Annotated in this window: 11 protein-coding genes and 1 pseudogene; 5 read left to right on the forward strand and 7 right to left on the reverse strand. The window is 59.7% G+C overall.

The features are described 5' to 3' along the window. Positions 1-16: 16 nt before the first annotated feature. The 5 genes and pseudogenes from XH83_RS35870 to XH83_RS35890 form a co-directional block, all read right to left on the reverse strand. Positions 17-1,029, reverse strand: a pseudogene (locus XH83_RS35870) (IS701 family transposase); the annotation flags it as partial. Between the two features lie 374 nt (positions 1,030-1,403). After that, entirely contained in the window at positions 1,404-2,582 is a 1,179-nt protein-coding gene (locus tag XH83_RS35875; RefSeq protein WP_128955091.1) for an IS91 family transposase, read from the reverse strand. 9 nt (positions 2,583-2,591) lie between these two features. Then, a complete protein-coding gene (locus tag XH83_RS35880; protein WP_128929693.1) occupies positions 2,592-3,452 on the reverse strand; it encodes a site-specific integrase in 861 nt (286 codons plus the stop codon). Between the two features lie 296 nt (positions 3,453-3,748). After that, positions 3,749-4,687 carry an electron transfer flavoprotein subunit alpha/FixB family protein gene (locus XH83_RS35885; RefSeq protein WP_128955090.1) on the reverse strand — a complete coding sequence of 313 codons (939 nt, stop codon included), beginning with the start codon at positions 4,685-4,687 and terminating at the stop codon, positions 3,749-3,751. Beyond that, a complete protein-coding gene (locus XH83_RS35890; RefSeq protein WP_128929692.1) occupies positions 4,687-5,436 on the reverse strand; it encodes an electron transfer flavoprotein subunit beta/FixA family protein in 750 nt (249 codons plus the stop codon). The genes XH83_RS35885 and XH83_RS35890 overlap by 1 nt, the downstream gene beginning before the upstream one ends. Before the next feature lie 130 nt (positions 5,437-5,566). On the opposite strand from XH83_RS35890, the gene tcuA reads away from it, so the two are divergent. From tcuA to XH83_RS35915, 5 genes are all read left to right on the forward strand, one after another. After that, positions 5,567-7,075, forward strand: a complete 1,509-nt coding sequence (gene tcuA, locus XH83_RS35895; RefSeq protein WP_128929691.1) for an FAD-dependent tricarballylate dehydrogenase TcuA — start codon at positions 5,567-5,569, stop codon at positions 7,073-7,075. A gap of 54 nt (positions 7,076-7,129) precedes the next feature. Continuing rightward, positions 7,130-8,125 carry an ABC transporter substrate-binding protein gene (locus XH83_RS35900; protein WP_206733163.1) on the forward strand — a complete coding sequence of 332 codons (996 nt, stop codon included), beginning with the start codon at positions 7,130-7,132 and terminating at the stop codon, positions 8,123-8,125. Between the two features lie 10 nt (positions 8,126-8,135). Further along, positions 8,136-9,005, forward strand: a complete 870-nt coding sequence (locus XH83_RS35905) for an ABC transporter permease (RefSeq protein WP_128955089.1) — start codon at positions 8,136-8,138, stop codon at positions 9,003-9,005. A gap of 71 nt (positions 9,006-9,076) precedes the next feature. Further along, complete coding sequence (locus XH83_RS35910; RefSeq protein ID WP_128929689.1) at positions 9,077-9,844, forward strand: ABC transporter permease; 768 nt, start codon at positions 9,077-9,079, stop codon at positions 9,842-9,844. Continuing rightward, positions 9,834-10,667, forward strand: coding sequence for an ABC transporter ATP-binding protein (locus XH83_RS35915; protein WP_128929688.1), 834 nt, complete (start codon positions 9,834-9,836; stop codon positions 10,665-10,667). The genes XH83_RS35910 and XH83_RS35915 overlap by 11 nt, the downstream gene beginning before the upstream one ends. Before the next feature lie 54 nt (positions 10,668-10,721). Here the strand turns inward: XH83_RS35915 and XH83_RS35920 are convergent, their stop codons facing one another. Further along, positions 10,722-11,591 carry a CoA ester lyase gene (locus XH83_RS35920; protein WP_128929687.1) on the reverse strand — a complete coding sequence of 290 codons (870 nt, stop codon included), beginning with the start codon at positions 11,589-11,591 and terminating at the stop codon, positions 10,722-10,724. A 24-nt stretch (positions 11,592-11,615) separates the two neighbouring features. Beyond that, on the reverse strand, positions 11,616-12,857 hold the full coding sequence (locus XH83_RS35925; RefSeq protein WP_128929686.1) for a CaiB/BaiF CoA-transferase family protein: 1,242 nt from the start codon (positions 12,855-12,857) through the stop codon (positions 11,616-11,618). Between the last annotated feature and the right edge of the window lie 34 nt (positions 12,858-12,891).

Genomic DNA, 12,891 nt, shown 5'->3' on the forward strand with positions numbered 1-12,891 from the left:
CAAGTCCCGGGAATGTGAACCTCCTCCGATCCCCTGAGGCACGTTGCTCGCCAATGAGCCAAGCTTCGTCGCCCGGGAGATGCTGCTGACCCTTATCCCAAATCCGCTGAGGAGGGCCGTCGGCGGTGCGGACACGGAGAGCAGCAAAGCGGGCTGTCAGCCGACCTTTGGTCCCGCTGCGCCAGCTCACGGCTTTCCATTTGGCGCTGGCCAGCATTTGTTCTGCGCCAATCGACAAGATATCAGGCACGTGGTGCTTTCGTGGTTTCCCGCGGGCTTTGGTAATCGGCCAAATGAGCTTCACATCGACCGGGTACACTTTCAGGTGCCGAGGGATTCCGACAGCCCAGACCAGCCCGCGCTCTGTTAGCCCTAGTCGAAACGGTACGCTGAGACCGTATCCTGCACCGCCAGCACATATCCAAAGCGCACGTTGGCTGCTATCGCGCGGTCAATCTCGGCCAAAGCAATCTCCGGCTTGGACCGTGGCGTTCGATGTTCGACTGGCACGCGAGCGCGCTTCAAACGAGATACGTCGCTTGTCCAACTGTCAGGCAGAAAGAGACGTAACGCGACCATCACGGGCACTTCGCCGCTCGCAAGCGTCAAAGACACCAGTGTCTGGCAATTTGCCGTTTTACCGAGTGCCGAGGCGTATTGAGCCCCAACACCGACCGAGCGCTCACCCTTCTTGGGAAGTGAGGTGTCATCAATAACCAGCACCGCAGCCCTGCCGCCGACAAGTCGATCCGCCTGGTTGAGCAACTCTGTCCCCAGCGGCGTCGCGTCCCAGACACCGTCCGCAATGAAATGGTGCAACTGGTCGTAGGTGCTGGTGGCAAGGCGTTCCGCCATCGGCTGAACGCTCTTACGATCGCCGGGACCGATCAATCCCGCAACATACAGAGGACACATCCGCTGCCGGGTCTTATGACCCAGCCGGTCCAAGAACGGCATCAACCAGCGTTCGAGTTCGTCTTCCCATCCTGGCATGGTCAGCCCTCCAAGAGCCGACCACCCATGAATCATTGAAAAATTGATTCGGGAATCTTGAGGGTTCTGTGAGGTCGCGTGGCAGGCGCGAGCCGCGCGCTCGGTCGTGGGTGCGACCTCATAGAAGCCGGATTGAACGAAGCTGCGGAGTTGTGGGCGCTATGGGAATAGTGCAGCGGGTGCGGCTGCGGGGAAGGCGCGCCTGTGGTCGCCGGGCGTCGGCGAGACGTTCATCGGATGTGAGCGGCCGGATTGATCGGGCCAAGGGCGCGATCCAGCGAGCGATTTGCTGCGCTGGGATGCGTGGCCGAACGATTGGCCGGGTGTTCGGAGACGAGTGCGGCCACGGCGACTTCGGACGTTGCCACCGCGAAGGTGATCACAGAAGAGGTGGATGGTGCAGGCGCTGGTCATGACGTATCACAACGAAACGGATGGTCGTGGGCACGGGCTCGCGGGACGACATCGACGCGGCGCATGGTGCCGCCGCAATGCGGGCAGACGGGGATCTGACATGTGGTGAGGGGATCGTCGCCGGCTTCTTGATCAGTCGGCGCGTTGCGGACAGCAAGGAGTTGACGGCAGAGAGCGATTTTATCGTTGCGTCCGCCATTGGCGAGGAAGCCATAGTGGCGGATGCGATGGAAGCCGTCCGGCAGGGTGTGTAGCAGAAAGCGCCGAATGAACTCATCGGCATCAAGCGTCATCACTTTGGCTTTACGATTCTGCCGATAGTCCTTCCAGGGAAAGCTCACCTTGCCGTCGGCAAGCGAGATCAGCCGACTGTTGGCGATGGCGACGCGGTGCGTATAGCGGCCGAGATAAGCCAGCACCTGTTCGGGCCCGCCAAATGGTGGCTTGGCATAGACGACCCAGTCGGTCCGTCGAAGTTGATTAAGGCGCGCGGCGAATGCAGCGGGATCGGTGAGATGGGCGAGAGCGCCAAAGAAGCTCAGCTGGCCAGCCGCGTAGGCAGCTTGCAGCTCTTGCAGAAACAGGCGGCGGAACAGCCGGGAGAGGACGCGCACTGGCAGGAAGAAGCCGGGCCGGCAAGCGACCCAGCGTGTGCCGTCGAGCGAGGGTCCACCGCCCGGCACGACGCAGTGGATATGCGGATGGTGTTGCAGGGTCTGGCCCCAGGTATGGAGGACGGCAGTCACGCCGAGCTGAGCGCCGAGATGCTTGGGGTCGGCTGCGATGGTGGTGAGCGTTTCGGCTGCGCAGCGGAACAGGATGGCATAGACGACGGCCTTGTTCTGGAAGGCGATCCCTCCGGCGAGGGCCGGCATGGTGAAGACGACGTGGAAATACGGTACGGGAAGGAGTTCAGCTTGCCGTTCGGCGAGCCATTGCGCGCGCGCCGCGCCCTGGCACTTCGGGCAATGCCGATTGCGGCAGGAGTTGTAGGCAATGCGTGTGGCGCCGCAGTCATCGCACTGCTCGACGTGGCCGCCGAGCACAGCCGTCCGGCATGCCGTGATCGCGCCCATGACGCGCCGCTCGACGCGGCCCAGATGCTCGGCACGGGCTTGTCGAAACACTTCGCCGTGGCGGCGGAAGATATCCGCCACTTCCAGAACCGGAGCCATGGCGCCCGCTCAGCCGGGCGGCACGACCTCCAGGTGGAGCCGGTCCAGCGGACTTGGCGTATTGCTGATGGTCTTGGTGGCGACCTGGGTATAGCGCGCCGTGCTGGCCAGGCTGGCATGGCCGAGCAGCACCTGGATGATGCGCACGTCGGCCCCGCTCTCCAGGAGATGGGTCGCGAATGTGTGCCGCAACGTGTGCACCGTCACCGACTTGCTCAAGCCGGCCGCCGCACAAGCTGAACGGCAGGCGGCGTGCAGCACGTTCGGGACGAGCGGACGCTCGTCGTCGCGGCCGGGAAACAACCATCGCTTTGGCCGAGTGAGCCGCCAATACGTCCGCAGAATCCTCAAAAGCTGCGGCGAGAGCATAACGTAACGGTCCTTGCCGCCCTTCCCGTGCTCGACCCGGATCAGCATCCGTTGGCTGTCGATGTCGACAACCTTCAAGAGGACCAGTTCCGATACGCGTAGTCCGGCGGCATAGACCGTGGTCAGCGCGGTACGGCTCTTCAGGCTCGGGACTGCTTCCAGGAAGCGCACGACCTCGTCGGCGCTCAGCACGACCGGAAGTTTGCGCGGTTGGCGCGCATAGGCGATGCGCTCCGGAACGGTGTCATGACCAAGCGTCACACCGTAGAAGAACCGCAGCGCGCACACGATCTGGTTCAGCGCCGGCCAGGACATCCCCGTCGCCACCAGATGAACCTGGAAGGCACGGATATCCTCCAGGTCAAGGCGGTCGGGAGAGCGACCGAAATACCGGCTCAACTTCGCTACGGCGTTGAGGTAGGATTGCTGCGTCGCCGGTGACAGATTGCGGACCGTCATGTCCTCGATCATGCGGCGGCGAAGTGGGCTGATCTCAGCCATCGGAAAACCTCCTGTCTGAAGGGTTGGGCTTCGAAAACCCGCAATCCTCTCAGACAGGAGGCAATCCTTGCTATGCCTCCCTACATGCCGCGCCAGCGGCTTCGTTCAATCCTATAAAACGCGGCAAAATCAACAATCTGCCAAAGTAGTGCTAGGCGCCGTCGATATAACAGTGGCCTGCGCAGGAGCGAGAGGCCTTTGAGGTGGTCGCGGATGGCGTTTGGCTGTTCTGAGACACCAGCAGACTTTAACTTGCAGGCGTTTCTCGGTCGCCTCACCAAGCTTGTGGAGCGGGGTTATGAGAGCGCGTCGGTCAGCTCCGGAACCGCCTGGTAGAGGTCGGCGACCAGGCCGTAATCGGCCACCTGGAAGATCGGCGCGTCCTCGTCCTTGTTGATCGCGACGATCACCTTGGAGTCCTTCATGCCGGCCAGATGCTGGATCGCACCGGAAATGCCGACGGCGACATAGAGCTCGGGGGCCACGACCTTGCCGGTCTGGCCGACCTGCCAGTCGTTCGGCGCATAGCCGGCGTCCACCGCCGCACGCGAGGCACCGACGCCGGCGCCCAGCTTGTCGGCGAGCGGCTCGATGTATTTGGCGAAGTTCTCGCGGCTCTGCATGGCCCGGCCACCAGAGACGATGATCTTGGCCGAGGTCAGCTCGGGACGGTCGCTCTTGGCAACTTCCTCACCGACAAAGGTCGACAGGCCGGGATCGGCCGCGGCAGCGACGCTTTCGACCGGCGCGTTGCCACCGGCAGCTGCCGCCGCAAAGGTCGAGGTGCGGACCGTGATGACCTTCTTGGCGTCCTTCGACTTCACCGTCTGGATGGCGTTGCCGGCATAGATCGGACGCTCATAGGTGTCGGGCGCGACCACCTTGGTGATCTCCGAGACCTGCATGACGTCGAGCAGCGCCGCGACGCGCGGCATCACGTTCTTGAAGCGCGAGGTCGCGGGCGCGACGATCGCATCGTAGGACGGGGCCAGCGAAACGATCAGCGCGGCCAGCGGCTCGGCCAGATCGTGCGCGTAGGCCTCGCCTTCGGCGACCAGCACCTTGGCAACACCAGCGAGCTTCGCGGCGACCTCGGCCGCAGCCTTGGTGCCCTGCCCGCCGCCAGCGACCAGCACGTGGACGTCGCCGCCGAGCTGGGACGCCGCGGTCAGCGCCTTGTTGGTGGAGTCCTTGAGGACCTCCTGTTCGTGTTCAGCAATCAACAACGCAGTCATCAGAGCACCCCGGCTTCGTTCTTGAGCTTCGACACCAGCTCGGCGACGTCCTTCACCTTGACGCCGGCCTTGCGGCCCGCGGGCTCAGCCGTCTTCAAAACTTCGAGGCGCGCAGTGACGTCGACACCGTAATCGGCAACGGTCTTCTCCGCGATCGGCTTCTTCTTGGCCTTCATGATGTTGGGCAGCGAGGCATAGCGCGGCTCGTTGAGACGCAGATCGGTGGTGACGATCGCCGGTCCCTTGAGCTTGACGGTCTGCAGGCCGCCGTCGACTTCACGGGTGACCTTGAAGTCGGAGCCTTCGACCTCGAGCTTCGAGGCAAACGTCGCCTGCGACCAGCCCAGCAGCGCAGCCAGCATCTGGCCGGTCTGATTGCTGTCGTCGTCGATCGCCTGCTTGCCGAGAATGATCAGGCCGGGCTGCTCTTCTTCTGCAACCTTCTTGAGGATCTTGGCGACGGCGAGCGGCTCGACGGTGCCTTCGGCCTTCACCAGGATGCCGCGATCGGCGCCCATGGCAAGACCGGTGCGGATCGTCTCCGACGCCTGCGCCGGTCCAATGGAGACCACCACGACTTCGGCCGCCTTGCCGGCTTCCTTCAGGCGCAGCGCTTCCTCAACCGCGATTTCGTCGAAGGGGTTCATCGACATCTTGACGTTGGCGAGTTCAACGCCCGATCCATCGCCCTTGACGCGGACCTTGACATTGTAATCGACCACCCGCTTTACCGGCACTAAGACCTTCATCAGGGTTTCCTCAACAATTGCAGCAGTTGACATCTGTTGAAGGATAGTATCTCATGCTACTACCATATTCCAGGAAGCAGGGAAGGCGGAATCTGCGAGCCCAAGACCCCGCCAGGAAAGAACTCGTATTATGCCTCGTGAATTCGACGCTGACGTCATCGTGGTAGGGGCAGGAAATGCTGCCGCTTGTGCGGCCATATCCGCCAGCAATAATGGCGCGACTGTCCTCATGCTTGAGGCGGCGCCTCGGGACGAGCGGGGAGGGAACTCGACCTATACGGCGGGCGCCATGCGATACGTCTTCAATGGTGTGGAGGACGTGCTAAGCGTAGTGCCGGACATCAATCCCGATACGTTAGCCAATACTGATTTCGGCACTTACACCGAGGACCAATTTTTCGATGACATGTTTCGCGTGACGCAATTCAGGACCGATCCTGACTTATGCGAGATTTTAGTCAAGCGCAGCTTGCCGACGCTTCGGTGGATGCGAGAGCAAGGCGTTAGGTTTCAAACTAGTCATGGGCGGCAAGCCTACAAAGTGAACGGACGGTTCCAATTCTGGGGTGGGCTCAGTGTGGAAGTGTGGGGTGGTGGTCCCGGTCTCGTGGACATGCTGCTAGAGTCCGCGGAAGGGAAGGGTATCCAGTTTCTTTACGAAACTGCCGCGGTCAGTTTGATCAATGACAATAGCGGGGTCGTTGGAGTTCGCGTCCGGCATCAAGGCAAGGAGCGCGATCTGCATTCAAATGCTGTCATCCTGGCGTGCGGAGGCTTCGAGTCTAATACGGAAATGCGCGCGCGGTATCTCGGACCAAACTGGGACCTGGCGAAAGTTCGTGGCACACGCTTCAATACCGGCGCTGGAATCCAAATGGCGCTTGCGATTGGTGCAATGCCATGTGGACATTGGTCCGGAGCACATGCCGTCGGCTGGGACCAAAATGCTCCGGCGTTCGGCGATCTCGCAGTAGGGGATGCCTACCAGAAGCACAGCTACCCATTCGGCATCATGGTCAATTCCCGAGGCCAACGCTTCCTTGATGAGGGAGCCGATTTTCGCAATTATACCTATGCCAAGTATGGTCGCGAAATCCTAGCGCAACCCGGCCAGTTCGCTTGGCAGGTATTCGATGCTAAGGTGCATCACCTTTTGCGCGACGAATACAGGATCCGGCAAATCACCAAGATTACGTCGGATACCCTGGAGGGTCTCGCCGACCAACTCGAAGGCGTTGATCGCAACGCCTTTCTCAAGACCGTCGCTGAATTTAACGCATCGGTGCGGCAGGACGTTCCCTTCAACCCGAATGCGAAAGATGGCCGCTCCGCGGAGAGTTCGCCGCGCAAGTCCCATTGGGCCAACACGATTGATACAGGACCATTCGAGGCTTATGCCGTCACGTGCGGTGTCACCTTCACATTCGGTGGACTCAAGATTGACCAGAGCGGTCAGGTGCAGGATACAGCCGGCCTTCCGATTCCCGGCTTGTTCGCAGCTGGAGAGCTGGTCGGGGGGCTGTTCTATCATAACTATCCAGGTGGCACGGGGCTCACTTCAGGCGCTGTATTCGGGAAGATCGCAGGTGAGAGCGCTGCTGCGGCAGTCGCTGCAAGCAAGAGCCGTTCAGCGGCCTGATCAATAAGTTGCAGAACAAACTGCATCATAAACTGCCGACAGGGAGGCACAAAAATGGCTCGCTCAATCCAAAACAAGTTGCGTCGTGTAGCATTTGTTGTGGCATCCTGCGTGATGCTGATTCCAGCGCACGCCACGTCCAAAGATGCGCTGACAATAAAGATAGGTCTGCAAGCCGTTCCAACCGACGACGTTTATCGCACCAAGGATTGGGGCGCAAAGTACAACCTTAAGGTTGACATCGGGAGCTATAGCTCTGGAAGCGAAATACTCAAGGCGTTTGTCGCCGGGCAAATCGATATCGGCAACGGAGGCTCAGGTCGACTAATCACTATGGCTGCGATGCAGCCCAATCTGTTCTACATTATTGCCGCCGATCAGTATGGGGGCGATCGCTACGGCGTAATTGTCGCGAACCATTCATCTGTCAAAGCGGTGGCTGAACTCAAAGGAAGGAAGATCGGCGCGGTTGCCGGATCCGGCTCTTTCAGCACTTTCCGTGTCTTTTTAGACAAGAACGGGATGAAGGAAGGCGACTTCCAGATCGTCAATATGAAGGTTGAGGACCTGCGAGCCGCCGTGCAGCAAGGTGTTGTCGACGCTGCAGTGGCATGGGAGCCGCATGTTGCGATTGGCGAGACGATGGGCGTGGTAAAGCGTATTCAGTCGATGAAGGGCGTAAGTGAATCGCCGAACCTTGTGCTGGTGCGCCGCAAGTTTGCTGATGAGCATCCCGAGGCCGTGGCGCGATATCTTGCCACGTTGATCGATGCCGGCACGTACATGAAGACGCAACCGGACGATGCCGCCAGCAAGGTTGCAGCCGATATCAGCAAGCAGGGCGTGGACATCGATCCAAAGGCGCTGGAGCTTGCCTTGACGCGGATCAACGTCGATCCAAAGCTGACCGACGCGATGACCGACGAGCTCATGCCGGTTGCCGAGTCTATGAAGGCGGCCGGAAAGATTCCCAACATTCCGGACTTCAAGAGCCTCGTGCGCAATCAATTCTATGAGGAAGCGGCGAAACTCGCGTCATCTACCAACTAAGGGCTCCATCATGTCTAACGCGACGCCGTCGGCGCCGTTCGCGGGTGTTGCCGACGAGCAGAGGCTGCGTAGCATCTTGTACCGCGGGGCGGCATCGGCATTCTTGTTCGCGCTGCCAATCATCGTCTTCCTGTTAATATGGGAGACAACGGTACGTCTCGGCTGGATCAATGCGACGATCCTGCCTTCGCCATCAAATATCGCGCGGCGCGCGTGGGTGCTGCTTGATCCAGCCGATCCCGCCAAGAGCATATTGCTGACGCATATTGTCGTTAGTTTGTGGCGTGCGCTGAGTTCGTTCGCTCTGGCATGCGTGCTGGCCATCCCAATGGGCCTCTTCCTGGGCCTCAACAGGACGGCCTATCTGATTGCTTCCCCACTCCTGAGCCTGTTACTGCCGCTACCGGCAGTTGCCTGGGCTCCGATCTTCCTGGTCATTTTCGGTCAAGGCGATATCACGATCATTGCTGTCTGTTTCCTCGGTGCCTTCTTTCCGATTCTGTACAGTACTATCCAGGGCGTGCGCGCAATCGGCCGACACTCCTTGTGGGTCGTGCGCAGCATGGGCGCAAGCCGGTTTGATATCTTTCGGCGTGTGCTGTTACCCGGTGCGCTGCCGGCGCTGATCTCGGGGCTGAAGCTTGGAATGGCGCATTCGTGGCGCACGCTGGTCGCGGCCGAAATGCTAGCTGCGTTGACCCATGGCCTCGGATTCATGATATTCGCGGCGCGTTCCTATATGGACGTATCCACGATGTTCGTCGGCATCGTATGCCTGGCCCTGATCGGTCTCCTTATCGAACGTGGCGTGTTTGGCTCGCTCGAAGCACTTACCATTCACCGCTGGCACGGTAACGGAAAAGTGGGTAGCCATCGATGAGCGTGGACACATCCGGCATCCGTCTGCAGCGATATACTCGGTCCCCAGCCTCGTCCGGTCTCGCGATACCGATGGCTCGTATCGCGCTGATCCTGGTGCCGCTGGTGGCTTGGGAGGTGTGCTCGCGGTTAGGGTTGATAAACGGCTTCTTGTTTCCGGCGCCGTCCGCGATCCTCAACAAGCTTTGGGTGCAATCCGGCCCAAACGGAAACCCGCCATATGCAATTCTGTGGCACGTGGCAGACAGCATGCTGCGCTTGCTCTCGGGATTATCACTTGCGGTAATCATAGGTACCCTGCTCGGGGTTGGACTTGGCATGAGTCAGCGGGCGCGGCTGGTGTTTCAGCCAATCATTAGCATCTTGATGCCTGTGCCGACGCTAGCATGGACCCCCGTCCTGCTGTTGGTCATGGGTATCGATAACCGCACGACCATCCTAGTCGTATTTCTCGCAGCGGTTTTCGAAATGATATACATCGTCGCGAGCGGCATCGAAATGCTGAACGTCAAAATGCTTTGGGTGGCTTGGTCGATGGGCGCGAGCCGACGGCAGGTATTTTGGCGCGTCATTATTCCCGGCATTTTTCCTTGCCTGATCACCGGCACACGGCTCGGTACAGGTTACGCCTGGCGCGCTCTGATCGCCGCCGAGATGCTGGCCGCCAGCAGCTATGGCCTGGGTTTCATGATCTATGACGCCTCCGAATACATGAACATTGGCGTCATCTATGGTGGCGTGATGATGATTGCGGCGCTCGGCTATCTTCTTGAGAACGTTCTGGTTGGCAAGATCGAAGCTGCTACCATCGAGAAATGGGGAGTACTCAATGAGCGTTGAAACGGCAAAAATACTCCCGCTGCGCGACGGTGCCGGTACCAAGCCCAAGATTGTCGCCAAGAATGTCCAGAAGTATTTCGGAAACGTGCTGGCGATGGAGGACATTTCTTGCACGATCAACGAACGGGAATTCGTGGCTATCATCGGTCCAAGCGGTTGCGGCAAGTCGACGTTTCTGTACCTGATCGCTGGATTCGAGAAGGCAAGCCAGGGGGAACTGCTAATCAACAACGAACTCGTGGTGGGGCCAGGACCCGACCGTGGCGTGGTCTTTCAGGAGTTCGTGCTGTTCCCCTGGCTTACGGTGTTGCGTAATGCGACGCTGGGCCTGGACATCAAAGGTGTGCCACGGCAGGAAGCTGAGGAGCGGGCGAGGAAGTGGCTTCGTCTGACAGGCCTTTCGGGGTTCGAGAATGCCTATCCATCGTCTCTGTCGGGCGGCATGAAACAGCGCGTCGCCATCGCTCGGGCACTTAGTTACGATCCGGAGGTGCTGCTACTCGATGAGCCGTTCGGCGCACTCGACGTGCAAACAAAGAACTACATGATCCAGGATCTACAAAACCTCTGGGTCGAGGCCAATCGAACTATCGTGATGATAACTCATAGTGTATCAGAGGCCGTTCAGCTTGCCGATCGAGTGCTTATTCTGAGCTCACGGCCCTCGCGAATAATTGCGGACGTGGCGATCAAGCTACCCCACCCTCGGGACTTAAGGGACCCGCAGGTCCGGCGATACGAAGACGAGGTTACGGCTCTTCTGTCGGCGGAAGTCGACAAGGCGATGAAGCGCGAACGCCAGACGTTTGCTGGCCGCTCATAGAGCGCTGTGAATCAATAGCCCAGATTACCGCAGGCCGACACTCTAACGCTCTGATCAGCTTGCGTCGGCACGCCGGTGGCGCCGCGCCCGCTCCAAGAGTTGCCGGGCACGTTCGACGACGGGCTCGTCGACCATCCTGCCTTCCAGCGAATAGGCGCCGACGCCACGTTCGGTTTGCTGACGGGCGGTCTCGATGATCAATTGCGCCCTTGCGACATCAGCGTCGGACGGTGCAAAGGCATTGTTTAGGATCGGTACCACTGAAGGATGGACACAGGTCGCACCCGTAACTCCGTGACCGAATGCCTCCTCCGCTAGCTCGCGCATTAGTCGGACATCCTTGTAGTCCGCAACGGAGCCGAACAATCCGAACGAGTATTTTCCGGCTCCGGCAGCGGCCATGTGAACCAGCATCTTGGGTATCTTAAGTGCCTCATGAGTGGGATTAGCTCCCATCGATAGCGCTAAGTCCTCACTACCGCCCATCAGGCCTATCACCCGCTCGTGGGCGCGTGCGATGTCGTCCGCTTTGGCCAAAATCTTGACGGACTCGATGACTGCGATCGCTTGGAGTGGCTCGCGACGGTCATGATCCCGTTCGGTTCGCTCAGCAACCTCTAGAAGCAACCGCACGTGCTCGGCGCCCTCGACTTTTGTAATCAGAATGCCCTTGGCACCACCGAGCACCGAAGCCTCGATATCTCGGACGGCAGCCGACAGAGGTCGATTAATACGCACCCAAATGTCAGCTCCTGCGGCAGCGCATCGTTTTATCGACGACGCAAGCCTATTGCGTGCCCCCTCCTTCTGTGCGGGCGCGACGCTGTCTTCAAGATCCAGGATTATGGCATCGGCGCCACAAAGCGCCGACTTTGCAATGAAGCGCTCAGATGAGGCGGGGACATAAAGCAGAGATCGGTACACTGGTGTCTTCCGGTCGCCTACGGGTCATTGGGATGATGGCTTAGCCTGCACGATGACGCCAGCCTCGCGCAGTTCTTCCAACCGGGCCTGCGTGATGCCGAGGGAGCGCAGAATCGCAAACGTGTGTTGACCGAGATCCGGAGCGGGCATCCGAATCCTTCCGGGCGTAGTTTCGAGCCTCGGGACCACGTTGTGCATTAAAACCGTTCCGAGTTCGGAGTCCGGTAACCCAACGACGATTTCGCGAGCTTGAACATGGGGGTCATCCAAGAATTGATCGATGTCGTAGATTGGTGCAGCAGTTACGTCTGCCCGCTCGAATATACTCATGTTATCTTCAAGCGTCCGCGCGGCAATGAATTCCGCGATAGGCTCCTCGCAAGCATCGGCGTTTTTGATGCGATCAGAGTTCGTCAAAAATCGGGGATCCACGATCATGTCAGGGCGACCGATAGTCCGGAACAACCTCTCGGCCACAACTTGCATCGAGGCGGAGATTGCGATCCAGCGAGAGTCGCTGGTACGGAATGTGTTGCGCGGCGCTCCGGTAAGCGATCGACTGCCGGTCCGCGGGCGTACCTGCTGTGTTAGTTGATAGATTCCGGCTTCGGGACCGAGGAGGGAAAAAAGCGGATCTAACAAGGGCAAGTCGATAACCTGGCCGTTACCCCCGCTCACTTCTCGATGCCTGAGCGCAACCATGGTTGCCCCAAATCCGTAAATGCCCGCGACCATATCGGCGAGCGTGGCGGGTGGCAGCAGCGGAGGTCGATCAGGGAATCCGTTGCGGGAAGCGAAGCCTGACATGCCTTCGACCAGAGTGCCGAAGCCGGGCCTGTCCCGATAGGGACCGGTCTGCCCCCATCCCGAGATTCTCACGATGATCAGTCCTGCATTCTGTGCTCGAAGGACCTCGGGCAACAAACCCAGCTTTTCCAGACCTCCGGGTCTGAAGTTCTCGACCAGCACGTCCGCCGTCGCGAGCAGATCCGATAGGATCGTCCGACCTCTCTCGTCGCGAAGGTCTAGCGCGACACTCTTCTTGTTCCGGGCGTAGGTCTTCCAATGGATGCTGACATCGTTGACCCGCCAAGCGCGCAGAGGGTCGCCCGAGACGATGTCCTCAATCTTGATGACTTCGGCTCCGAAGTCGGCGAGCTGCAGGGTGAGCATATTCCCGGCGACCAGACGCGAAAGGTCCACGACACGGACGCCGTTAAGCGCGCCAGCAGCCTCTGGCTCGAACTGCTTAGGTACGGCCTTCATTGCGCCGACTTAACGATGCAAGGCGGAAGTAGTG

This window comes from Bradyrhizobium sp. CCBAU 53351 (assembly GCF_015291745.1).
Classification (GTDB): domain Bacteria; phylum Pseudomonadota; class Alphaproteobacteria; order Rhizobiales; family Xanthobacteraceae; genus Bradyrhizobium.

What these genes read in the sequence shown, in the direction of transcription:
- XH83_RS35875 (WP_128955091.1), bottom strand. Translation starts at nt 2,582, where the DNA reads ATGGCTCCGGTTCTGGAAGTGGCGGATATCTTCCGCCGCCACGGCGAA.
- XH83_RS35880 (WP_128929693.1), bottom strand. Translation starts at nt 3,452, where the DNA reads ATGGCTGAGATCAGCCCACTTCGCCGCCGCATGATCGAGGACATGACG.
- XH83_RS35885 (WP_128955090.1), bottom strand. Translation starts at nt 4,687, where the DNA reads ATGACTGCGTTGTTGATTGCTGAACACGAACAGGAGGTCCTCAAGGAC.
- XH83_RS35890 (WP_128929692.1), bottom strand. Translation starts at nt 5,436, where the DNA reads ATGAAGGTCTTAGTGCCGGTAAAGCGGGTGGTCGATTACAATGTCAAG.
- tcuA (WP_128929691.1), top strand. Translation starts at nt 5,567, where the DNA reads ATGCCTCGTGAATTCGACGCTGACGTCATCGTGGTAGGGGCAGGAAAT.
- XH83_RS35900 (WP_206733163.1), top strand. Translation starts at nt 7,130, where the DNA reads ATGGCTCGCTCAATCCAAAACAAGTTGCGTCGTGTAGCATTTGTTGTG.
- XH83_RS35905 (WP_128955089.1), top strand. Translation starts at nt 8,136, where the DNA reads ATGTCTAACGCGACGCCGTCGGCGCCGTTCGCGGGTGTTGCCGACGAG.
- XH83_RS35910 (WP_128929689.1), top strand. Translation starts at nt 9,077, where the DNA reads ATGGCTCGTATCGCGCTGATCCTGGTGCCGCTGGTGGCTTGGGAGGTG.
- XH83_RS35915 (WP_128929688.1), top strand. Translation starts at nt 9,834, where the DNA reads ATGAGCGTTGAAACGGCAAAAATACTCCCGCTGCGCGACGGTGCCGGT.
- XH83_RS35925 (WP_128929686.1), bottom strand. Translation starts at nt 12,857, where the DNA reads ATGAAGGCCGTACCTAAGCAGTTCGAGCCAGAGGCTGCTGGCGCGCTT.